Annotated in this window: 21 protein-coding genes; 19 read left to right on the top strand and 2 right to left on the bottom strand. The window is 46.8% G+C overall.

What is annotated here, in order from left to right; translation table 11 throughout:
- Window positions 1–42: 42 nt before the first annotated feature.
- From AC4E8D_RS25320 to AC4E8D_RS25235, 18 genes are all read left to right on the top strand, one after another.
- The gene (locus AC4E8D_RS25320; protein ID WP_449004606.1) at window positions 43–915 is read left to right on the top strand and encodes a LysR family transcriptional regulator; all 873 of its coding nucleotides are present in this window, start codon (window positions 43–45) and stop codon (window positions 913–915) included.
- 240 nt (window positions 916–1,155) lie between these two features.
- On the top strand, window positions 1,156–2,214 hold the full coding sequence (locus AC4E8D_RS25315; RefSeq protein WP_449004607.1) for an LLM class flavin-dependent oxidoreductase: 1,059 nt from the start codon (window positions 1,156–1,158) through the stop codon (window positions 2,212–2,214).
- A 50-nt stretch (window positions 2,215–2,264) separates the two neighbouring features.
- Window positions 2,265–3,491, top strand: coding sequence for an amidohydrolase (locus AC4E8D_RS25310; RefSeq protein WP_405130779.1), 1,227 nt, complete (start codon window positions 2,265–2,267; stop codon window positions 3,489–3,491).
- Between the two features lie 295 nt (window positions 3,492–3,786).
- Entirely contained in the window at window positions 3,787–4,647 is an 861-nt protein-coding gene (locus AC4E8D_RS25305) for a histidine racemase CntK family protein (protein WP_339179045.1), read from the top strand.
- Window positions 4,648–4,690: 43 nt separating this feature from the next.
- On the top strand, window positions 4,691–5,485 hold the full coding sequence (locus AC4E8D_RS25300) for an SAM-dependent methyltransferase (RefSeq protein ID WP_221820963.1): 795 nt from the start codon (window positions 4,691–4,693) through the stop codon (window positions 5,483–5,485).
- A 56-nt stretch (window positions 5,486–5,541) separates the two neighbouring features.
- Window positions 5,542–6,843, top strand: a complete 1,302-nt coding sequence (locus tag AC4E8D_RS25295) for an opine metallophore biosynthesis dehydrogenase (protein WP_339179041.1) — start codon at window positions 5,542–5,544, stop codon at window positions 6,841–6,843.
- A 227-nt stretch (window positions 6,844–7,070) separates the two neighbouring features.
- On the top strand, window positions 7,071–8,699 hold the full coding sequence (cntA, locus tag AC4E8D_RS25290; RefSeq protein WP_490205365.1) for a staphylopine-dependent metal ABC transporter substrate-binding lipoprotein: 1,629 nt from the start codon (window positions 7,071–7,073) through the stop codon (window positions 8,697–8,699).
- Window positions 8,700–8,712: 13 nt separating this feature from the next.
- On the top strand, window positions 8,713–9,645 hold the full coding sequence (opp1B, locus tag AC4E8D_RS25285; protein WP_133387061.1) for a nickel/cobalt ABC transporter permease: 933 nt from the start codon (window positions 8,713–8,715) through the stop codon (window positions 9,643–9,645).
- Window positions 9,645–10,541, top strand: a complete 897-nt coding sequence (cntC, locus tag AC4E8D_RS25280) for a staphylopine uptake ABC transporter permease subunit CntC (RefSeq protein WP_145325175.1) — start codon at window positions 9,645–9,647, stop codon at window positions 10,539–10,541. Before opp1B ends, cntC begins: the two co-directional genes overlap by 1 nt.
- The gene (cntD, locus tag AC4E8D_RS25275) at window positions 10,522–11,331 is read left to right on the top strand and encodes a staphylopine uptake ABC transporter ATP-binding protein CntD (RefSeq protein ID WP_221820960.1); all 810 of its coding nucleotides are present in this window, start codon (window positions 10,522–10,524) and stop codon (window positions 11,329–11,331) included. The genes cntC and cntD overlap by 20 nt, the downstream gene beginning before the upstream one ends.
- On the top strand, window positions 11,332–12,084 hold the full coding sequence (locus AC4E8D_RS25270) for an ABC transporter ATP-binding protein (RefSeq protein ID WP_339179032.1): 753 nt from the start codon (window positions 11,332–11,334) through the stop codon (window positions 12,082–12,084).
- 14 nt (window positions 12,085–12,098) lie between these two features.
- Window positions 12,099–13,292, top strand: a complete 1,194-nt coding sequence (gene cntE / locus AC4E8D_RS25265) for a staphylopine family metallophore export MFS transporter CntE (protein WP_221820958.1) — start codon at window positions 12,099–12,101, stop codon at window positions 13,290–13,292.
- A gap of 41 nt (window positions 13,293–13,333) precedes the next feature.
- Window positions 13,334–14,554 carry a staphylopine family metallophore export MFS transporter CntE gene (cntE, locus tag AC4E8D_RS25260; protein ID WP_339179028.1) on the top strand — a complete coding sequence of 407 codons (1,221 nt, stop codon included), beginning with the start codon at window positions 13,334–13,336 and terminating at the stop codon, window positions 14,552–14,554.
- A gap of 312 nt (window positions 14,555–14,866) precedes the next feature.
- Window positions 14,867–16,063, top strand: a complete 1,197-nt coding sequence (locus AC4E8D_RS25255; protein WP_221820957.1) for a GTP-binding protein — start codon at window positions 14,867–14,869, stop codon at window positions 16,061–16,063.
- Window positions 16,064–16,343: 280 nt separating this feature from the next.
- Window positions 16,344–16,613, top strand: coding sequence for a 30S ribosomal protein S14 (rpsN, locus tag AC4E8D_RS25250; protein ID WP_036605831.1), 270 nt, complete (start codon window positions 16,344–16,346; stop codon window positions 16,611–16,613).
- 41 nt (window positions 16,614–16,654) lie between these two features.
- Complete coding sequence (locus tag AC4E8D_RS25245) at window positions 16,655–16,990, top strand: DUF3024 domain-containing protein (RefSeq protein WP_169480557.1); 336 nt, start codon at window positions 16,655–16,657, stop codon at window positions 16,988–16,990.
- Between the two features lie 208 nt (window positions 16,991–17,198).
- Window positions 17,199–17,675 carry a DUF2975 domain-containing protein gene (locus AC4E8D_RS25240; protein WP_221820956.1) on the top strand — a complete coding sequence of 159 codons (477 nt, stop codon included), beginning with the start codon at window positions 17,199–17,201 and terminating at the stop codon, window positions 17,673–17,675.
- 9 nt (window positions 17,676–17,684) lie between these two features.
- Window positions 17,685–17,918, top strand: coding sequence for a helix-turn-helix domain-containing protein (locus AC4E8D_RS25235; protein ID WP_076211193.1), 234 nt, complete (start codon window positions 17,685–17,687; stop codon window positions 17,916–17,918).
- Window positions 17,919–17,997: 79 nt separating this feature from the next.
- Here AC4E8D_RS25235 and AC4E8D_RS25230 read toward each other — a convergent pair whose 3' ends face one another.
- Window positions 17,998–18,849: an AraC family transcriptional regulator gene (locus AC4E8D_RS25230; protein ID WP_221820955.1), complete on the bottom strand. Its 852-nt coding sequence runs from the start codon at window positions 18,847–18,849 to the stop codon at window positions 17,998–18,000.
- Between the two features lie 181 nt (window positions 18,850–19,030).
- Between AC4E8D_RS25230 and AC4E8D_RS25225 the strand changes: the two genes are divergently transcribed.
- Window positions 19,031–21,103 (top strand): beta-galactosidase, encoded by a 2,073-nt coding sequence (locus AC4E8D_RS25225; protein ID WP_339305522.1) that lies wholly within the window; start codon window positions 19,031–19,033, stop codon window positions 21,101–21,103.
- A gap of 141 nt (window positions 21,104–21,244) precedes the next feature.
- On the opposite strand, the gene AC4E8D_RS25220 is transcribed toward AC4E8D_RS25225, so the two are convergent.
- Window positions 21,245–22,288 carry a helix-turn-helix transcriptional regulator gene (locus AC4E8D_RS25220; RefSeq protein ID WP_339179014.1) on the bottom strand — a complete coding sequence of 348 codons (1,044 nt, stop codon included), beginning with the start codon at window positions 22,286–22,288 and terminating at the stop codon, window positions 21,245–21,247.
- Window positions 22,289–22,399: the final 111 nt, after the last annotated feature.

The raw sequence follows: 22,399 nt of genomic DNA, 5'->3' as shown, positions 1-22,399 counted from the left end.
ATATAAGATCAAACGTCTGCGGACGTGGATACGGAGGCGCTCATGAATATCGAGAATATTGAAGCATTTGTATATATCAATCATTATGGAAGCTTCAATAAGGCTGCCGAAGTACTCTTCTTGTCCCAACCTTCGGTCACAGCTCGCATTCAGTCACTGGAAAGGGAGCTGGGCTGCAAGTTGTTTGATCGGCTTGGCAAGCAAATCGTGCTGACAGAAGAAGGTCGGAAATTCTTGCCGTATGCGCAGCAAGTGCTGCAAGTGATTCAGCAGGGCAAGCAGAAGATTCAGCAGCGTCGGACAACACCGGATGCTCTTCGGCTCGGTAGTACAGTATCAGTATCCAATTATGTCATTCCCGATTTTCTACCCAAGATCAAGGAAGCTTACCCCGAAATTAATATCAAACTGACGACAGCAACGACGGATCAGCTGATTGCCAAACTGCTTGGTCAGGAGATCGATCTTGCTTTTGTGCGCAAGGTCATGCATCCTGCGATCCGTACGGTTGCTTTTTATGAAGATCCGATCCAGCTCTATGTGTACAAAGGGCATCCATTCATTGAGAGCGGGCATGTCAGCATGGAAGCCATCCGGAATGAGCAACTGGTCTTTTTCGAATGTGGTTCACTGGACTGGCTTCGCATTCACCGGGCTTTCGACTCGCTGGAACAACCGCCGAATATTACATATCATGTCGATAATTCGGAGACGGCGAAGAAACTGGTTATGCAAGGGGCAGGCATTGCCTTTCTCCCGGGACTCACGGTGAAGAAGGAAGTGCAGAATCAGGAGTTGTTCCCCATTCAGGTACATGAGGTAGCAGGTGTATCGTTGCAGATCAGCGTTGTCACGTTAAAGGAAGAATATTCGCCATTGGCAGAGCCCTTCGGGGAACTGCTGCGAAAGTTATAGAGCGTCTAACGATGAATCTGACTTTTACACCAAAACGGAGAGTGCAGAACCAATCTGAAGAAGCGAAGCGTGCGCATTTATCAACAGATTTTTCCCTTGAACCAAGGGAGTAAAGAAAATCTGGGGATAAGAGTGATCGGAAGATGGTACTGCAATCGGAGTGATAAAGTGTAACATCTCCAGTTCAACTTAATAGTGATTCAAGAATAGTGGTTCAGCACAATCAAGGAGGAGAAGGATATGAGTATTCGTGTTGGCATTTTGGATCAGACCCCGATCTATGAAGGGGAAACGGCAGTGGATGCTTTTCGACATACGATTGAGCTGGCACAACGGGCAGAGCAGCTGGGATTCCATCGGTTCTGGGTATCGGAGCACCATGATTCAGGGCATGTTGCAGGTTCCTCCCCGGAGGTACTCATCTCTCACTTGCTTGCGCATACGAAGCGGATTCGTCTGGGGTCCGGCGGAGTAATGCTTCAGCATTATAGTCCATACAAAGTCGCCGAGAATTTCAATATACTCGCAGCGCTCGGACCAGGAAGAGTTGACCTGGGAATGGGTCGTGCACCAGGCGGGTTACCACGTTCGACACAGGCGTTGCAGGAAGGTATTCAGGAAGCCGCATCTCTTCAAGAGAAAATCGTTCAGGTGAAACGATACATCCACAATGAGCCGCTTGAAGATCAGTCGCATCCACTTGCAGGTCTCAGCGCTTCGCCTGTGTCCGACATTCCAGCGGAGCTGTACGTACTTGGAGCAAGTGTTGATAGTGCGGGCATGGCTGCGGAACTGGGACTCCCATATGTCTTTTCGCTGTTCATTAACAGTAATATAGGGGTAGCGCTTGAAGCGATCCGTGTATATCGTGAACAATTCGATCGTTCCCAGGGACGAGAGCCTTATGCTGCACTAGCCATATCGTTAATTGTGGCCGAAAGTGAGGAAGAAGCGGAAGGACTTGCGAGCGAGCATATGCTGGTGAAGATCCATCTGGAGAGTGGGAAGGTGCTGACGGTTGGTTCTGTGGAACAGGCGGAAGAATTCGGACGTCAATCAAACGAAACCTATCGGATCGAGATTTTGGAGCCAAGTGTGACCCGGGGTACGAAGGAAAGTGTAGGTCAGGCGCTGCTGAAGTTCCAGCAGGAGTTTGCTGTGGAAGAGTTCATTGTGACTACAGCTACACGGGACTTTACCAAGCGAATTCGTTCATTCGAATTGTTGCGTGAAATTTTGGCAGAGCAGGGACTCAGTGAATTTGCACTGGAATCCAAGGAAGAAGCAGCAATCGGATAGAAGTAGGCAGTGAAAATAGCAGTGAATATATACGAATGGGAGGCCATGTGATGAAAAGTGATCTGGAACAGCCCAAGCAGCATTCTGAGCAACAAGTACAGGGCCCCGAGCATGAACTGGACGGTGAACGGGCGGAAGAATTCGCGGAACGTTTAATCACCATTCGACGACATTTGCATCGTAACCCGGAATTGTCCGGCGAGGAAAAGGAGACGACAGTTGCCATTCGCGGTTGGCTGGAAGAGGAAGGCGTTCGTATTGCAGACGAATATGTGCTGCGGACAGGGCTTGTCGCTGAAGTGGGTCAAGGGGACGGTCCTGTTGTTGCCTTAAGAGCGGACATTGATGCGCTGCCCATTCAGGAAGAGACAAAGCTGGAATTTGCCTCCCAAGTAGATGGAAAGATGCACGCTTGCGGACATGACGTGCACACGGCAATTCTGATTGGTGCTGCACGATTACTGAAACAGCGCGAGTCCATTCTACCGGGAAAAGTACGGTTGATATTCCAGCCATCGGAGGAAAAAGCAACGGGTGCTCGGCAAGTGATCCAGACTGGCGCATTATCCGATGTTCGGGCGGTATTCGGGTTACATAACAAACCTGATCTCCAGGTAGGTACGGTGGGCATTCGGGAAGGCGCATTGATGGCAGCAGCAGACGGTTTTGTTGTCAAAGTGGAAGGTGTAGGCACCCATGCAGCCGTGCCTGAAGCCGGCATTGATCCAATCGTGGTTGCCGCACATATTGTTACGGCATTACAGGCCATTGTGAGTCGCAATGTGGGAGCACAGGAGAGTGCTGTAATCAGTGTCACCAAGCTCCACAGCGGCACAGCCTGGAACGTCATTCCGGATGAAGCGATACTCGATGGCACAGTGCGTACCTTTGATGAGAAAGTGCGTGCACGGATTCGCGAGCGTTTCAATCAGGTAGTCGCCGGTGTGGCAGCAGCTTATGGCACACGGGCTACGGTTCGCTGGATTCAGGGACCACCTGCCGTGGTCAACGATGAGTCTCTCGCATCTGCGGCGGAGCAAGTTGCAAGTGAGATTGGATTGAATAGTGTTAGACCGCTACCTTCTCCAGCAGGTGAGGACTTCTCTTTTTATCAAAAAGAAGTTCCGGGCCTGTTCCTCTTCCTGGGCACCTCTGGCCCGCATGAGTGGCATCACCCTGGCTTTGATATGGATGAACGGGCTCTGCCGCTGGGAGCACATCTTCTGGCAGCACTGGCTGAACGGGCATTGCACAATGTGCAAGCACATCAGGAGTGAGGGACGCAGTTTATCCCTGGATCATATCCAGATCGAAACGGTTCCGTTCTGCGGCAACCGTTTTTCGTATTTGTTGAATCTTATCAGACGGTGTAATTATGGCTAGGGCTGGCGCAGAAGCGTCAGCTCTGTTTGAGTTTTCTTACAGGAAGAGCAGCTAAAGGTATTGTTAAATTTTATTTTTTTAATGGAAATATTTGTTGACGCTTCCCAAAAAGATGTGCTATATTTTTCTCGACGTTTAATCGTAATAATTACTATTAGATAAAAAAGGAGAACAGGAGTAGTCGCTGCGATGAAACAGGAGATCGATTTTATCAAGTTCAGTCCCACCCAAAACATGACGATTCTGGTTAAAACAGATCATGCAGCCGAGCAATACAGTCATATTGCTACCCGCCTAATGTCGTATGACAACGTTTACGCTGAGCAAGTGGGATTCATTGAACCAACGAGGAGACCGGAAGCTGCTTCTCATCTGGAAATGGCCGGAGGAGAGTTCTGTGGCAATGCCTGTATGGCACTTGCAGCACACCTCGCATCTGAAGCAGGACTGGCACATCAGGAATCTATGGATATCATGTTGGAGGTTTCCGGAACTGACCAATTGATCATGTGCCATGTGAAGAAACAGCAGAACGAATACGACTGCCAGGTAAGCATGCCGATTCCGAAGCAGATCGAACAACGAACAATCCGATACGAAGGCATCGAACTCGATATGGTGATCATCCGGTACGCTGAGTTCATCCATATCGTGATCGAAGTTGATGACTTCGACGATACGATGAAGAAGAGGGCACAGACCCTTGCAAGATTACTGGGACTAACCCTGGGGGATAAGCTGATTGGTATCTTGTTATATCAATCACACTTGGAAGAAATGGCCCCACTCATCTATGTTCCGGAGCTGGACAGTCTGATCTGGGAAAGAGGGTGTGGTTCGGGTACGGCCTCCGTAGGAGCGTATCTCGCATGGAGCCAGCAGAGAGGAATTACTCAGTACATCAAGCAGCCCGGTGGTGCAATCAAAGTGGTGGCCGAGTGGGATGGCGCAGAACTTGGGAGCATTACGATTGAGGGATCTGTTGGCATCGTGGCTCAGGGCAAAGCCTTCATAGATGCTCCAGCAGAATGGAGCGTTGTAAACGCATGAGGGACATGATACATGATCGAGACAACGTATAGGGGGAAAAGAAATGATCACATTGGTCCATTTTCAGACATGTTTGAGTGAATTTGCAGAGAAATTCGATAAGCTTGCGAACAAGTATGATCATACGATTCAGCATAGTGCAGAGCTTGAGGCTGTGATCAATGACTACTCCCGCTTTGTGACTGATCAGAACAATAAGGCAGCCTGGGAACAGTTGGAGCATTCGGAGTTGGAAGAACTGGATTCGCTTGTATGGCAGTTAAGAAATAAATCCGCCCAGTGTGTGGCGATCATGGAGAAATATCGTGCATTGAAGTTAGAGAACGGGGATGTGCAGATTGCCGATTATTTCAAAAATATAGAAGAGTGTATCGATAAAGAATTTGGTAGTTTCCATGTCACCTCCGATTCCAACGTATTGCTGGTAGGCTCCGGTTCATTCCCCATGACACCATTACTCATTGCCAAGCGAACAGGTGCACAGGTTGTCGGGATCGATATTGATGAAGAGTCCATTACACTCGGGCGAAAAGTGGTGGATACACTGGGTACGGGTTTGAAGATTCGTTTGGAGTCAACATTGCTGGAGGATCTGGATTATACCAGGGAAGCAACCCATATCATTTTCAGCTCTACGGTGGCCCCTAAATATGAGCTGCTTGATCAACTGCATGCCCTGACGAATGCGCAGGTGGTTGTAGCCATGAGATACGGTGATCAGTTGAAGTCCTTGTTCAATTATCCCATGAGAGAGACGGACAGCAACAAGTGGAAGCTGGTGGATACGATCCTGCGCCCGGATGATGTGTTCGATATTGCGTTGTATCAAAAAGCATAACCATCCAAGTCAATCCCGATGGAGTCCAGATTGAACTTTGAATATAGGAGGCATATATGAGTAATCTTCAGCGAATTCTGATACTCGGAACCGGACCTGCATCCATTCAGCTTGCGGCAACGCTCAAAGATCATCTCAACTGCAGTATAGGCATTGCGGGGAGACAATCGGTTCGTTCAGCATCCGTATTCTCAGCCCTTGAAGAGAACAATCAACGTATTCAGGTCAGCATTCAAAATGAGAAACATCAATCGCTCGCAGGTGAGTGTTACGTTGATCATGTGTTCAAGGGATATGACACCATTGAGGGTGAATGGGATACACTCATTTTGGCGGTTACCACCGATGCTTATATCGATGTATTGGAACAAATGAAAAATGAATTCATTAAACAACTGAAATGTATCATTTTGATTTCTCCAACGTTTGGGTCGAATCGACTCGTGACCCATTACATGAGAGAGCGGAATGCAGAGCCGGAAGTGATCAGCTTCTCCACCTACCTTGGAGATACCCGTTGGATGCACGAACATCCGTCCAATCATGTGATTACAACAGGGGTTAAGAAAAAGGTCTATATCGGTTCCACTCGTTACCCGTCTGAACAGGTCAGCAAGCTACGCCAAGTGTATGATCGTTTGGGTATTGTGCTGGAAGTGATGCGATCCCCACTGGAGGCGGAAACGAGAAATATCTCGTTGTACGTGCATCCACCCTTGTTCATGAATGACTTTTCATTAGAAGCCATCTTTGGAGATTCGGATATTCAGAAGTACGTATACAAGATGTATCCTGAAGGTCCGATTACACAAGTTTTGATACGGGAAATGCGGGCACAGTGGCAGGAGATTATGAATATTACGGACCGACTTGATATTCAGGGAGTCAACCTGCTTCAGTTCATGACGGATGACAACTATCCGGTTCGATTAGAGAGTATATCACGCCAGGATATCGAGAATTTCAATCAGCTGCAGGTCATTCATCAAGAGTATTTATTATACATACGGTACACCTCATTATTGATTGATCCATTCTCGGAACCCGATTCGGGAGGGAAATATTTCGACTTTTCAGCAGTCCCATTCCGTAAAACGTTTATGAACCGCGAAGGGGAATTGGACATTCCTCGTATGCCCAAGGAAGATTACTACCGCATCAAAATCATTCAGGGCATAGCCAGACACCTCGATGTGAGCTGTCCAACCATTGATCAATTTATCGCCAGGTATGAGGCGAAAATTCAGGAAGTGGTTGACGCACACCCGGACCAGCGCTTGTCCAATGCCTTTGTAATCCAATCCTTTGACGAGGATATTCGCATGATCTGCACCGGACTTGTAAGTAACAAGGTTTAATTACATCTCAAATTAATCAAGTTGAACCTGATGTTTACATCATAACGGAGAGTGTAGAACCAATCTGAAGAAGCGAAGCGGTCGCCTTTATCCCCAGATTTTCTCTATGGAAAAGAGAATCAAAAAAAATCTGGGGATAACAGCGATCGGAAGATGGTACTGCAATCGGAGTGGTCCGATGTAACCTACAAGGTCTGCTTGTAACTTAATCATCAGGAGGAAATGTTGTGAAAAAGGGTCTTACTTTTACATCCATACTATTGCTGGTGTCTGCCATTGCGCTGCTCGCCGGATGCGGACAGAGCCCAAAAGAGAAAGAGAGCGCACAAACGGAGCCTGCCAATAGCCAAGTACAAACGGAACTTATCTATGCTTCTGCCAAAGATATTAATGATATGAACCCTCATCTGTATACAGGCTCCATGCCTGCGCAAGGGATGGTATATGAGTCTCTGGTGGAAAACACCCCTGACGGAATCAAGCCATTGCTGGCTGAATCATGGGATATTTCCGAGGATGGCAAGACTTATACCTTTCATCTGCGACAAGATGTGAAATTCCATGATGGGGAGCCGTTCAACGCAGAGGCGGTTAAACAAAATATCGATGCAGTACAGGCAAATGCCGAAAAACATGCTTGGATCAAGCTGTCTACCAAAATCACGAGTGTAAAGGTAATCGATGAGCATACGGTGGAGCTGACGCTGTCGGAAGCCTATTATCCGGCACTGGTGGAATTGTCAATGACAAGACCTTACGTCTTCATATCACCCAAGGATTTCAAGTATGGTGGAACCAAAGACGGAGTAAGTGGTTTCCACGGCACAGGACCATACAAGCTTACTGCTCATAAAGTCGAAGAGAATGCCACGTTTGAAGCCAATGAAGACTATTGGGGTGGTGCACCTGCAATCAAGAAAATCACATCCAAGGTTCTTCCCGCAGGTGAAACGACATTCCTGGCACTACAAAAGGGAGAGATCAACTTTGTGTTCACCGATGACCGGGGAGCAGATAGTATCGATGTCGAAGCCATGGATCAATTGGCTGAATCTAGTGGTTATCAAGTGGTCCGAAGTGAAGCAATGAATACGAATATGATCGTAGCCAATAGCAGTCGCCAGAATAGTCCGGTTCAGGAAACGGCAGTGCGGGAAGCGTTATGGGTGGGCATTGATCGGGAAACGATCAGTAAAGATATTTTCAACGGAACGCAGACTGTAGCGGACACGCTATTTTCAGCCAATGTCAATTACGCCAAGGTAGACCTGAAGAAACGGGAGTATGATCCGGAATTGGCTAAAAATCTTCTGGACCAAGCTGGCTGGACATTGGCAGATGGTGGAGGGGTGAGAACGAAGAACGGTCAGCCTTTAGCCATGAAATTATACTATGACAGCAACTCGTCTTCACAGAAAATACAGGCCGAATTGATCCAGTACTCCATGAAAGAATTGGGAATTCAGCTTGAAATCTTGGGCGAAGAGTCCACTTCCATTGCGAATCGGAGAGCCACCGGGGAATATGACCTGCTCTTTAATCAAACCTGGGGGCTGGCCTATGATCCACAGAGTACCATTGCTGCATTTACGTCTGATTCAGCATACAAACATACGACAAGCGGAATTGCCGAAGCAGATGAACTATATCAGAAAATCGATGCGGTTATGGTCTCCACGGATGAGGCTTCACGCCAATCCCTGTATGCTGACATTATGAAGATCGTCCATGATGAAGCAGTCTTCATCCCGATTACCAACGGGCGTGTCACCGTAGTCGCTCCTGAGAATCTTGATGGAATCTCATTCAAACAGACCCAATATGAACTACCTTTTGAAAAAATGAATTTTAAATAGAGCGGAGATGGCTATGGGAAGTTATATCGTCAAAAGGATTCTGTTAACCATCCCTTTACTGATTATCATTTCATTTATAACGTTTGTTCTGATTAATCTATCTCCCTTGGACCCGGCGGTTGTGGTGTTACAGGCACAGGAAGTTCCGCAGATCACAGAGGAATTAATTGCCCAGACGAACAAGGCATTGGGGTTCGATCAGCCGTTCATGATCCAGTATGTGAACTGGATCATGGCTGTTGTGCAGTTGGACTTTGGTAACTCTTATGTATCTGGTGAACCCGTATGGTCATTGATGGGGCCGGCTTTTATGAACACATTGAAGTTAACGCTTGTCTCATCGGTATTCATTATTGCGCTGTCCATCCTGCTGGGTGTGATCTGTGCCATGAGAGAAGGCAAGCTGCTGGATCGATCGGTCAGAGGTGTATCATTTTTCCTTACCGCCATGCCATCCTACTGGCTTGCAGCCATGATGATCTGGTATTTTTCCGTCAAGCTGGACCTGTTACCTACTAGTGGCATGGACTCGTATCGAAGCTACATTCTGCCGGTGATTGTAATCACGGTGAGTTATACGGGCATTTACTTCCGAACGGTTCGAAGTTCCATGCTGAGCAATATGAATGAGGACTATGTGTTATATGCACGGGCAAGTGGTCTGAGTGAGAAGAAAGTTACTCTGCATATTCTAAGAAATTCATTACAGGTGGCTGTGTCCATCTTTTGCATGGCGATCCCGATTGTACTAGGCAGTACGGTAGTCATCGAAAATGTATTTGCCTGGCCGGGACTCGGTAGGCTCAGTGTAAAATCCATTTTAAGCAGGGATTTTCCGATTATTCAGGCGTATGTTCTGATGTTGGCTGTAACCTTTGTCTTATTTAACACGTTATCCGACATCATTAATGCGGCGATGAATCCTCGTTTGAGAAAGGAATTCTGATGCGAATATTGAAAAATCTGAGCAAAGACAAGCTGGCCATGACCTCTTTGATGGTAATTATCGTCATGATTATAGCGGGCATTTTCGCCCCTCTTATTGCGCCGCATGATCCTGGACAAGTGAATATGAAGCTTCGTTATGCCTCCTCATCCTGGGATTATCTATTAGGCAATGATCATCTGGGCAGATGTGTATTATCCCGGCTTATCTATGGTATCCGTCCAAGTGTGTTATGGGTTTTGGTTGCGTTAAGTCTGTCTGTTCTGATCGGGGCCATTGTTGGATTCATCGCAGGGTACTTCAAGGGGAAAGTGGATGCGTGGATCATGAGAGTCTGTGACATTATGCTGTCTTTCCCCGGATACGTGATGACACTGGCGGTGGTCGGTATTCTGGGTGCAGGACTGGAGAATATTTTGATTGCCTTTGTGTGGATGAAATGGGCCTGGTTTGCTCGTGTTATTCGAACATCTGTGATGCAATTCTCCGATATGGATTATGTAAAATTCGCCAAAGCCTCCGGCACACCCAATCTGAGAATTATAACCAAACATATTGTTCCAGTTACCTTTGCCGATATTGCTGTCATTGCCAGTGGTTCCATGTGTTCGATGATGTTGCAGATCTCCGGCCTTTCCTTTCTGGGGCTTGGAATCCAGGCTCCGCATGCGGAGTGGGGGATGATGCTCAATGAGGCGAGGGAAGTCATGTTCTCCAGACCTGAATTGATGTTGGCACCAGGCCTGGCCATTGTGGTGGTGGTGTCTGCTTTTAATTTTCTATCGGATGCCCTTCAAGTGGCTCTGGACCCCAAATTGATGACCTCTCAAGGTAAGTCTGACAAGTCTTACGAAAGTGAGGTGAGAAAGACGGCTTATGAATATAGTCGAGGTTGAACATTTGAAAGTATGGGATACCAATACAGGTAAAGTGATCATTCATAACAGTTCATTCGAAGTTAAGCAGGGAAGCTGTATGGCCATCGTGGGGGAAAGTGGTAGCGGGAAGTCCGTTACGTGCAGGGCTATCATGCGACTGAACAAGCCATGGATTCGCCAATCGGGCACAATGTTATTTCAGGGCGAAGACCTGAACCAGCTTTCGGAACCGGAGATGCGGCGTAAGCGGGGCAAACATCTGTGTATGATTTTGCAGAATGGCATGAGTGCATTTGATCCCTCCTGTGTCATTGGTGTCCATATTCGGGAGACGCTTCAGCAGCATTTTGGCTGGAACACCCGCGAGATTGAGCGAAAAATCATCAATGCCATGGAAAGCGTCATGCTCAGACATCCGCGCGAGATTCTGAATCAATATCCACATCAGCTGTCCGGTGGGATGCTGCAACGAATCATGATTGCACTGGCATTGGTGCTTGAGCCCGATCTCATTATTGCGGATGAGCCGACAACGGCGCTGGATACGATCTCCCAATATGAAGTGGTGGAGCAATTGATTCAATTACGCGAACGCATGGGCTGTTCCATGATGTTCATCTCCCATGATCTCGGCGTCGTTCAGAAGATTGCAGATGACGTGATGGTCATGAAAGACGGCAAGATCGTCGAGCGTGGTAGCATGCATTCTGTTTTGACAGAGCCGGAGCATGCCTATACGAAGTATCTGGTCTCTACCCGATTGGAGCTGAGCAATCATTTTAAGGCGTTGATGCAGGAGGACTTATAGATGCTAAAGGTGGAAGGTATTGAAAAATCATATAGCCAAGGCGGACTGTTCTCCAAGCACAAACAACAGGTGTTGAAACAAGTTACTTTTGAATGCCGGCATGGCGAATGTCTGGGCATCATCGGTGAAAGCGGAAGCGGCAAATCGACGTTGGGCCGTATGATCCTGGGCATTGAACGGGCGGATCGTGGAACGATCTCGCTGGATGGTAAAGACGTACAGGATCGACGTGTACGGATGGGTAACCTCAGCGCCGTTTTTCAAAATTATACGTCATCCATCAATCCATTTCTTAATGTGGAAGCTGCCATTATGGAACCTATGCAAGCGCAGCAGAAGCTACGGAAGGATCAGGGCAACTCAGAAAAGGTAGATCTGTTGCTGAATCAAGTTGGACTGGACCCTTCCTATAGATCCAAATATCCGCATGAACTATCCGGCGGGGAGGCTCAGAGAGTGTGCATTGCCAGGGCCATCTCGACAGCCCCAAAACTTATCGTGTTCGATGAAGCGATCAGCTCACTGGACGTGTCTGTTCAGATTCAGGTACTGCAATTGTTGAAAGAGCTTAAGGAAATCTACAAGCTGAGCTATGTCTTTATCACGCATGATATACAGGCGGCAGCTTATATCTGTGACAGGGTTATCATTTTCAGAGAGGGTCAGATTGAAGAGATCGTTCCTATTGAGCAGCTAAAGGATGTTCAGTCAGACTATGCGAAGAAATTATTGAAGCATTTAATTACATTTTAGGGGGAACACCCATTGTGAGTGGAGCGATGTCTTGGCCTTTTCTACGCTTGTACATACTGGTTCTTCTGTATTTTAGTGCCAATGCCATTCTTAACGTGATCATCCCATTGCAAGGGGCGTCTTTGGGCGCGAGCGGTACAACGATTGGACTGATCATGGGCGCTTATATGTTCACAACCATGTTTTTCAGACCCTGGGCAGGTCGGATTATTCAAAAGCACGGTCCGATCAAAATATTGCGTTTGATTCTGATCATCAATGGATTTGCGCTGATTTTATATACCTTTACGGGACTCGGAGGTTATTTGGTTGCTCGTATTTTACAAGGTGTATCAACAGCGTTCTTCTCCATGGCCTTGCAGATTGGCATTATTGATGCTCTTCCGGAGAAAGATCGGTCACAGGGAATTTCGTATTATTCGTTGTTCAGTTATATACCGGGGATCGTGGGGCCTGTAATCGCGTTAGGAATCTGGCAGACGGGTGGTATGGATTATTTTACAGTGGTTCTGATCGGCATTGCCGTCTGTACGGGCGTCTTCGGATATACCGCCAAAATGGAACCAAGCAAAGAGCAATCTGCTGAGAATCTTTCGGAGCAGAACGTGAGTATGTGGGAATCCTTTGCTCAGTTGGTGAAAAATCCGTTTCTGTTTCGATGCAGTGTATTGATGCTTGCGGCTTCCGTTGTATTTGGTGCAATTACAACTTTTATTCCGCTGTATGCGAGCCAAGTACCAAATGGGAATGCGGGTGTGTATCTGATGCTTCAGGCCGGGACGGTTGTGCTGGCTCGAATCATGCTCCGGAAAAGGATTCCTTCTGATGGGAGATGGCATTCTCCTTTTATCATGGGTACCCTGTTTCTTTTGGCCGTTGCTGCCCAATGTGTGAGTTTTTCGGTGACAGGAGGCGTAGTCTTTTTCTATGTCGGGGCTATATTCATGGGCATTGCTCAAGCCATTCTGTATCCGACGCTCACGACCTATTTGTCTTTTGTGTTGCCTAAGCTGAACCGGAACGTCCTGATCGGGTTATTTATCGCGATGGCTGATCTGGGGATTTCTCTGGGTGGTGTGATTATGGGACCCGTCGCTGACTTCTCTTCCTATTCATTTATGTACATGATCTGTGCTATCCTAGGAGCGGTAATGATCGTTTTTGCCTATGAACGGCGAAGACCCGTGACAGGTACATCTGTGAGTTGACTGCCAGGAGAGAAAGTGGTGACGAACGTTTGAAGGCTTCAATGACAGCAACATCCAATGGAAAATTAAATCCGGTATCCTTTTCGTTTATCCGGTTTTATATGCTGGCCTTTTTATTTTTTGCGGCAAATTCAGCTTTGACGATTATTCTGCCTCTGAGAAGCGAAGCCGCTGGATTGAATCAGGCTGAGATTGGTCTGATGATGGGGGCATATATGTTCACCTGTATGCTCTTGAGACCTTTTGCAGCGCAGCTGCTGGGTAAGCATGGGCCGCTTCGAGTGATGCAATGGCTGTTGCTTTTGCATGCGGGAACGCTGCTGCTGTTTGTTGTTTTTGGTGTGGAGACGTATCTGTGGTTGCGGGCCCTGCAAGGGGTAGCTACGGCCTTTTTCTCCATGACGATGCAGGCAGGCATTGTGGAAAAGCTGGAGGACAAAGACCGGGCACAGGGGCTGTCCATGTACACCCTGTTTACGATGGTTCCTTCTCTGGTCATTCCGATCCTCGCCATACAAATCTGGGAAAATGCCAGTGATCTGGCGTTTACGCTGCTGATGATCGGACTGGCGGCGCTGCCACTTCTGATTGGATATAATGTGGATTTGCCGCGGAGTACCGTGCAGAACAAATCGTACACCTTGGGCGATATGTTTCGTTCATTCGGCGGCATCTGGCGCAGTACGCCACTGCTGATTAGCAGTGTGGTGATGTTGTTTGCGTCCTGCGTCTTTGGGGCGACAGCGACCTTTCTTCCCCTGTATATGGTATCCACCGGAATGGCGAGTGCAGGGGTATTTCTGACGATACAGGGATTGGTTGTGATCCTGTGCAGGTTTATTTTGCGCAAAAAAATTCCGTCCGACGGTAGCTGGAATACCTGGCTGATGGCAGGGTTAATGCTGTGTGCAGCACTGGGTACCCAATTACTCAGCTTAATGGAGATCATCGGGCCATTGGTGTATCTCTCCGCGGTGTTCAGCGGCTTTGCCCTGGCACTGTTGTACCCGACATTAACCACATATCTGTCTTTTGTGCTGCCTGCGGATTCCAGATATGTACTCATGGGGATCTTCATGTCCTCGTATGACCTCGGATTCTCTCTGGGAGGACTTGCGATGGGATTCATTGTACAGGTGAGTTCTTATTCGACCATGTTTATGATCTGCACGTTGCTCTCTATTGCGGCTATGCTTCTGGTGTTGATGTTCAGGCAACGGATGGAAGCGGGGAATAAGGCTACATCTGTGGTGTCTGTATAAATTGAACTAAAGAACATTTACACGGATCACTTCAATTTCTAATTTATATTGATATAGTCCGCTGTCTAGCCTATCCCGCATGTATTGCGAACATTTACAGAGGAGGTTTATGACTCACTTCTTGCCAAAACGTATCCTCAGGATGCGAAAGTGCAAGGGCCGGTCATGAGCCTTTTTTTTGTTTTTTTGCAGCTTGAATCAAAAATAGTTTGACAACGACCGTCCAACAGGATTATAGTCATTATTATTAATCGTAATAATTACTATTAAGATCTGAATTACACAGACTGCACATATAAGGAGTAGAGATCTATGACACAAAAGCAAGTTCCGGTAACCGTACTGAGTGGTTACCTCGGTTCAGGGAAAACGACGGTTTTGAATCATGTGTTGAACAACAGACAGGGGCTTAAGGTTGCCGTAATCGTCAACGACATGAGTGAGGTGAACATTGATGCTGCGCTGGTCAAGGGGGAGGCAACCTTGTCTCGTACTGAAGAGAAGTTGGTGGAACTGTCCAACGGCTGTATCTGCTGCACCTTGCGGGATGATCTGATGCAAGAGATTGAGAAGCTGGTGAACGAAGGCAAGTATGACTATATTTTGATCGAATCCACCGGAATCAGTGAACCTGTTCCAGTTGCACAGACCTTTACATACGCCGATGAGGAGTCGGGTATTGATCTGACTCGCCTGGCCCGATTGGATTGTCTGGTAACGGTGGTGGATGCCAATCGATTCTGGCATGATTTTGGATCAGGACAGAGTCTTCTGGATCGTAACCAGGCGACCGGAGATGAGGACACCCGTGACGTCGTAGACTTGTTGATCGATCAGATCGAAACCTGTGATGTACTGCTGCTGAACAAATGTGATCTGGTCGATGACACCGAGCTGAACAAGCTCGAAGGTATCATCCGCAAGTTACAGCCTAACGCCAAGATCATTCGGACCGAGAATGGACAGGTGAATCCGTCTGAGATTCTGAATACAGGCCGCTTTGATTTCGAGAAGGTGAGCATGTCCGCTGGATGGATTCAGGAACTGGAGAAGGAGTCGCACACACCGGAAACCGAGGAATATGGCATTGGTTCCTTCGTATATCGCCGCAGAAAGCCATTCCATCCTTCCCGTCTGGCTGAGTTCATGAGTTACTGGCCGGAAGAAGTGGTACGTGCCAAAGGTTTGGTATGGCTCGCGGCTGAAGGGGACGTTGCTGCAAGCCTCAGTCAGGCAGGGCCATCCATTCAGTTCGGTCCTGCGGGACATTGGGTCGCGGCGTTGCCAGAAGCGGACAAAGAAGAGATTTTACGTAACGAACCGGATGTTCTGGAGAAATGGGATGCCCAGTGGGGAGATCGTCAGACGGAACTTGTCATGATTGGGATCGAAATGGAGCGTGAGAGCATTGAAGACGAGCTGGACCAGTGCCTGCTTAGTGATGAAGAAATGCTGGCTGACTGGGGCCATTTCGACAATCCGCTGCCATGGCCTGTGGAAGTCGTATAACTCGGAAGATGATGTTTGCATTGGGAGTAGCGTTGTATAAGCACATCTATATAAATTGAAATAAACATTTACACAAAACGGAGAGGACAGAAAGAACCTGAAGAAGCGGAGCGTTCGCCTTTATCCCCGGATTTACCCTTTGTAAAAGGAATCAAAAAAATCTGGGGATAACAGCGATCGGAAGGTTGTTCTGTCATCGGAGTGTGCAGTGTAAATATTCTTTAGTTCAATTTATATAGATAAATAAACATAAATTCAATGGATAAAGGAGCTGTCATTCATGGCTAAAAAATCTAAAGTGGTACGTGAGAAGCAACGTCAGGCAATCGTGGCAAAATATGCGGACCTGCGCCGGGAGTTGAAGGAAAAAGGGGATTATGAAGCATTGCAGAAATTGCCGCGTAATGCATCTCCGACCAGACTAAAGAACCGTTGTGAAGTGACAGGCCGCCCGCGGGGTTATCTACGTAAGTTCAAGGTGTCTCGGATTAAATTCCGTGAATTGGCTCATCAAGGACAGATTCCTGGTGTAACGAAATCCAGTTGGTAAAATGATCAAGGGTGTATTTGGCTGAAAGGATGTGCATCTTCATGCTGGACTCGTTTACGTTACGAAGAATTCAGTCCGTAATGAACGGATATATTCACGAGAAGGTTCCTGCGCCACTACGTACGATGGTGAAGTTGACATATGAGATGAATGACAATGAATTGATCTTGACCGAAGAAAGACCCGCCGAGGAACGGTATCAATGGGACAAGATGCATATTGCCCGATTTTACTGGGAAGAAAATCAGTGGAAAGTGTATGCCAGAGATGAACAGAGCAGCTGGAATCCGGTAGATGTTATTACACCTTGTTCCGATTTTGAGAATGTTCTCGAGCAGGTGGAACGGGATGAGGCTGGACTGTTCTGGCGTACATGAGCGAGTTCAAAGATAACCACATGCAGTGGCTATCTTTGGACTTTTTTTGTGTCCAAGAAACATTGAAGCAAAGAGAGGGCTATTCTTTTGGTCTTTCTTCCTTAATGGGCAAAAGAATAAATAAAATCTGTTTTGCAATAAAAATTTATTGTAAAACGATAAATATTATGATAAATTCATATCACTTAAAACAAGTGAGGTGCTTTTTGTGAAGCGAGGTACAACCATCTTTTTAAAATTGGCTGTGTTTCTTATTGGTGCTCCCATTCTTGCCTTATGTATATTCGGCATACCCTGGTTAGCAAATAACCCGGTGAATCCGAATTATGCAGGTGCACTATACCCCATAGTGATTATTATGTATGTGTCCGTTATTCCGTTTATTGTTGCACTGTACCAGGCATTTCGTCTGCTGAGCTACATCGACAAAAATGAAGCGTTCTCTCTAATGTCAGTGAAATCCTTAAAAACAATAAAATATTGTGCTATTGTAATCAGTAGTCTCTATTTTGTGATGTTGCCATTTGTTTATGTTGTCGCAGAGAAAGATGATGCCCCAGGCCTCATTCTTATGGGGATGGTTCCTGTTTTTGCTTCATTGGTCATTGCAGTATTTTCCGCTGTGCTCCAAAGATTGTTACAGGAAGCGATTGATATCAAATCAGAAAATGACCTAGTGGTCTGAGGTGAATATATGGCCATTATAATCAATATTGATGTGATGTTGGCAAAGCGGAAAATGACGGTTACCGAGCTTGCAGAGAGAGTTGAGATCACGATCGCCAATATTTCCATATTAAAAACAGGAAAAGCAAAAGCGATCCGTTTATCCACTCTGGATGCGATCTGTAAAGCACTGGATTGTCAGCCTGGAGATATATTGGAATATAAGGCTGACGAGGACGAAGATACGAATGAGCATTTATAAAAATGACCGACGAAGACTCTGCATGTTGTATGCAGAGTCTTCTTTTACGTCGTCTTGATCAAGGAATACGTCCCGTGCCCTATAACGAATGATTGTGCATCATACGGAATTGCATAGGTGTTACGTTTTCCTGGGTTTTAAAACAGCGGATGAAGTAGCTTGACTGTGAAAATCCCGTTTCCAGCGTAATTTGTTTAATGGAAAGGTTGGTTGTTGCGAGCAGCTGTTTCGCATGTAATAACCTGGATTCCAAGAGGAATTCCGGGAAGGAGATGCCAAACGTCTGACTGAATTTGCGGCTAAAGTATGTTGTACTGTATCCGGCAATCCCGGCAGCATGGTCAAGTGTGATGTGCTCATTACTATGAGAGCGAATATAATTCCCTGCTTCACGAATTCGCTCTGAAGTGTGATTTAAAGAAACATTGATTTGACTCGCTGCGGATTGCAATCGGGTCAGAAGCTCATAGAGTGTAGCTGCCACACTATGCTCGTCCTCCACTTGATAGCCTCTGCCTAGCTCCAGTAATCGATCCATGAGCGCGGTAACCACCGGAAAGTTGGAACACTGAAACAACCAGGGCTCGTCAACGCCTTTCCCATTTAACAGTTCTTCGAGACGAACACCGTAAAAATGAATCCAACGAATGCTCCAAGGATCATCTAAATCTGAGTAGTACGTTTGTCTGAGACCGGGACCATAGAGGAATCCTTGCCCACGCATTAGCTCATAACAAGCGGTTCCCGTGTCCAGAAATCCTTTACCGTCCAGGACAAGGTGCAGGTTATAACATTGATCCAAGTTAATTTCAGTGGTGCCATATTCTCGATGCACATGATGTTTCGGAAAATCACTGTACCCTCCAATAAAATCGGGAAAGCATACATGTCTGGGGAAAACCGGCTTGGGGAGAAAGATGTGTTCTTTCACGTGTATCCTCCATTTGAACGCAATATTTTTATGTAGTGAACTGAAATCGATTCAGCCTACTGTTATTCGAATCTTGGACAATGACAATATTTTATTATAAGTCGCATAATCTTGTCATTTATTATATGTGAAGGTTCCAATAGAATGGAGGCAATATGGCAGGTTAAGGGGGCAATTAAAGGTGGCAAAATCAATCCAAATGGATGAATTAAAAATGGGGGTCTGTTATTACCCTGAGCACTGGTCGGAAGCGTTGTGGGAGGACGATTTCCGTAGAATGAAAGAGATGAATATCACAGTTATTCGGATGGCTGAATTTGCATGGTCCATCTTTGAACCGGAAGAAGGCCAGTTCGATTTTAGTTTTTTCCAGAAGGCACTGGATCTGGCGCATCAATATGGTTTAAGTGTTATTTTGGGAACACCTACTGCAACTCCACCAGCGTGGTTAACATCCCAATATCCTGAAGTATTAAACGCAAATAAGGACGGGGTGTTGTATCAACACGGAATGCGGCGTCATACCAACTACAGCAGCCCAATCTTCAGACAGCAATGTGAAAAAATCGTGCGCAATATGGTGATTGCCTATAAAGATCATCCGGCTCTTATTGGCTGGCAGATCGATAACGAATTCAATTGTCATATGGATGTTTTCTACGCTGAGGCAGATCATGTCGCCTTCCGTGAATGGCTTAAGAATCGTTATGAATCGTTGGAGAATCTGAACCAGGCATGGGGAACCGTTTTTTGGAGTCAGACCTATACCGACTGGGCTCAAGTTCACCTTACCCGAAATATGGTTAGTCCATCGCCCAATCCTCACTTGGCATTGGATGAAAAGAGATTCATATCAGCCAATACGATTTCATTTGCCAAGCTTCAGGTGGACATCATTCGGGAACTGGACCCGGAACATTGGATCACAACAAACGGTACGTTTGGACATTTGGATAATCATGAAATGACAGAGGAGCTATTAGATTTCTTCTCCTATGATTCGTATCCGCAGTTTGCTACGATCTTCCCAGGGACAGACGATAACTCATTACAAGATCGGGCCTGGAGCATGAAACTGTCGAACGTACGTAACATGTCACCGAACTTCTGCGTCATGGAACAACAGTCTGGGCCAGGAGGCTGGGTTGACAGTATAGGCATGGGTACGCCAAGACCGGGCCAGATCCGATTATGGTCGTATCAATCTGTTCTTCACGGAACAGATCTACTCGTCTACTTCCGCTGGCGGACAGCAACATTTGGCACTGAGATGTACTGGCATGGCATCAATGATTACCATAATCAACCCAACAGAAGGGTACGCGAGGTTGCGCAAGTAGGGGAAGAGTTTGCCAAGATCGGGCGTGTTATTGCAGGTACTACATATCAAGCCGATGTTGCGATCCTACAGGATTACGATAACCTGTGGGACGGGGAGTTGGACGAGTGGCACGGTCCGCTTCAGCAACAGAGTGTACGCTCCTGGTATAAGCAGCTCCAGTATCGTCATATTCCGACGGACATGGTTACACTGCAACCAACGACAACACTGGAGGAGTTATCCGAATATAAGGTGATCATCTATGCTCACCCGGCCATCATGACAGACGAGACAGCAGAACTTCTCCAAGCCTATGTCAGTCAAGGAGGCACTCTGTTTTTCGGTGCTCGCACCGGATATAAGGATCTCAAGGGGCATTGTTATATGAGACCGTTCCCTGGGGCTGTCGCTGAGTTGTGTGGTGTAACCGTAGAGGACTTTACTTTAATAAAAGGAACCGTTCCAGCAGCCAAACTGCAATGGAATGGGACGAGTGAGCGGCTTCAGGAGGGAACGTCAACGGCCGGATTTAACGAAGTTCTTCATGTGGAGCATCCTGAGGTGCAGGTCATGGCTGAGTATACATCCGAATATTATGCAGGTAGTCCTGCATTGACCAAACGTACGGTAGGTCAGGGGCAAGTATGGTATTATGGAGCGGCTTACAATGAACCGGTCGTTGATGCTATTCTGGATGAAATAGGGCTATCTTCACCTGTGGGTGATCTGGTAGAGGTACCGTCCGAAGTTGAGCTTGGTATCCGTTCCGGTAAGGATAAAGCTTATGTATTTTTACTCAACTACTCGGATCAACAAGTACCCATTAAGCTTAAGAAGCAAGCAAAAGAGTTACTGTCCGGTACAACACTTCAGAATGAGATCAACATGCCCGCGTATGGTGTATTCATCCTGGAGATCGATTTACCGCAATGAGGAGCCTGTTCTTCAATATAATGAGTTATATATATAAAGAAACACCAAAAACGCCTTGCAGCCATTGCAAGGCGTTTTGTATATGCATCTGGTGTAGCATCCGTTTAGCATGGGCTGTAATGGGGTGTTTTTTTCGTAAACCTATGCTTCGTACAAAATCTCACCTGTCCGGGATACATCATATCCCTCGAATGATTGCAGTTCCTGCCTAAACTCCGGCGATTGGAGAATTCGCAGTACTGATTCAGTCCAGGCTTCATTACCTTGCTTCCTCAGCATGACCAGATCATAGCGCTCCTGAGTGAGCGGGACAAAATCAACCTGACCCACAAGTCGTGCAGCTTTTTCAATGCCAACTCCGACATCAGCTTCACCTGAACTGACTTTGGCAGCCACGCCCATGTGACTGGTTTCCTCGGTTTCATATCCGATCAGACCTGCGGCAGGAATTCCATGCAGCCGAAGTTGCTCATCCAGCAATACTCTCGCGCCAGAACCTTTCTCCCGATTAGCTAGTCTCAGTTCAGGCTTGCTCAGATCGGTCCAATTCTGTAAGTTCTGCGGATTACCACGCTGTACATATAGTCCGGCAGGACGTGACAGCAGGTTTACCACAACATAGGACCGCCCCGTCAGAATTTTGCGAATATACGGCAAGTTATATTCACCCGTATCTCCGTCGAGCAGATGGGTGCTGACCAGATCGGACTCCCCACGATACATCGAGATAAGCCCATCCAGACTACCCATGAACGAGCGTAGCGGACGAATATCCCGAGTTTGTTTTTCCATATGGCGCATTAGAATATCCAGACTGACATCCTGACCTGTTATGACCAGATGCCGTGGTACAGCAGTCATTGCATGGGCAGAACTCGCTGGAGTAATCGCATGCGCAGACCCAACGGGTGTAGTTGATTGTAAGGAAGTTCTCTGAAAATCACCCTGACCTGGGTGAGTTCCTGATGCCGAGGTCTGATGAGGAGTCGGGATACGCTGACCTGAGGACTGAAGTTGCTTGGAGCGACGTTTATATGCCTCCAGATCGGTAGCATCAATCCGCATTTGTTTACCTACACGGTATGCGACGAGGTCTCCTTTTTTGATCAGGTCATAAACTGTCAGTTTCGATATTTTGAGTAGCTTGGATATTTCTTCGGTTGTGTAGGATTGCTCCTCCGTCATAAGTGAAGATCCTCCTTCAAAGGTATAGAGCAATGATGGTTTTGTTATGAATGTTTCTTGTACTATATCATTAATTGAGGGATGCCATAAACCTGAGAACACGCAATACAC

This window comes from Paenibacillus sp. SRL342 (genome assembly GCF_984798905.1).
Note: the sequence above shows the minus strand (reverse complement) of the source record. Positions and strands in the feature narration are given on the sequence as shown.

Excerpts from the sequence above, each read along its gene's own strand:
- AC4E8D_RS25235 (WP_076211193.1), top strand. The coding sequence starts at position 17,685 with ATGGCCATTATAATCAATATTGATGTGATGTTGGCAAAGCGGAAAATG.
- AC4E8D_RS25295 (WP_339179041.1), top strand. The coding sequence starts at position 5,542 with ATGAGTAATCTTCAGCGAATTCTGATACTCGGAACCGGACCTGCATCC.
- AC4E8D_RS25255 (WP_221820957.1), top strand. The coding sequence starts at position 14,867 with ATGACACAAAAGCAAGTTCCGGTAACCGTACTGAGTGGTTACCTCGGT.
- AC4E8D_RS25245 (WP_169480557.1), top strand. The coding sequence starts at position 16,655 with ATGCTGGACTCGTTTACGTTACGAAGAATTCAGTCCGTAATGAACGGA.
- cntD (WP_221820960.1), top strand. The coding sequence starts at position 10,522 with ATGAATATAGTCGAGGTTGAACATTTGAAAGTATGGGATACCAATACA.
- AC4E8D_RS25270 (WP_339179032.1), top strand. The coding sequence starts at position 11,332 with ATGCTAAAGGTGGAAGGTATTGAAAAATCATATAGCCAAGGCGGACTG.
- cntC (WP_145325175.1), top strand. The coding sequence starts at position 9,645 with ATGCGAATATTGAAAAATCTGAGCAAAGACAAGCTGGCCATGACCTCT.
- opp1B (WP_133387061.1), top strand. The coding sequence starts at position 8,713 with ATGGGAAGTTATATCGTCAAAAGGATTCTGTTAACCATCCCTTTACTG.
- AC4E8D_RS25305 (WP_339179045.1), top strand. The coding sequence starts at position 3,787 with ATGAAACAGGAGATCGATTTTATCAAGTTCAGTCCCACCCAAAACATG.
- cntE (WP_339179028.1), top strand. The coding sequence starts at position 13,334 with ATGACAGCAACATCCAATGGAAAATTAAATCCGGTATCCTTTTCGTTT.
- AC4E8D_RS25220 (WP_339179014.1), bottom strand. The coding sequence starts at position 22,288 with ATGACGGAGGAGCAATCCTACACAACCGAAGAAATATCCAAGCTACTC.
- AC4E8D_RS25315 (WP_449004607.1), top strand. The coding sequence starts at position 1,156 with ATGAGTATTCGTGTTGGCATTTTGGATCAGACCCCGATCTATGAAGGG.
- AC4E8D_RS25310 (WP_405130779.1), top strand. The coding sequence starts at position 2,265 with ATGAAAAGTGATCTGGAACAGCCCAAGCAGCATTCTGAGCAACAAGTA.
- AC4E8D_RS25320 (WP_449004606.1), top strand. The coding sequence starts at position 43 with ATGAATATCGAGAATATTGAAGCATTTGTATATATCAATCATTATGGA.
- AC4E8D_RS25300 (WP_221820963.1), top strand. The coding sequence starts at position 4,691 with ATGATCACATTGGTCCATTTTCAGACATGTTTGAGTGAATTTGCAGAG.
- rpsN (WP_036605831.1), top strand. The coding sequence starts at position 16,344 with ATGGCTAAAAAATCTAAAGTGGTACGTGAGAAGCAACGTCAGGCAATC.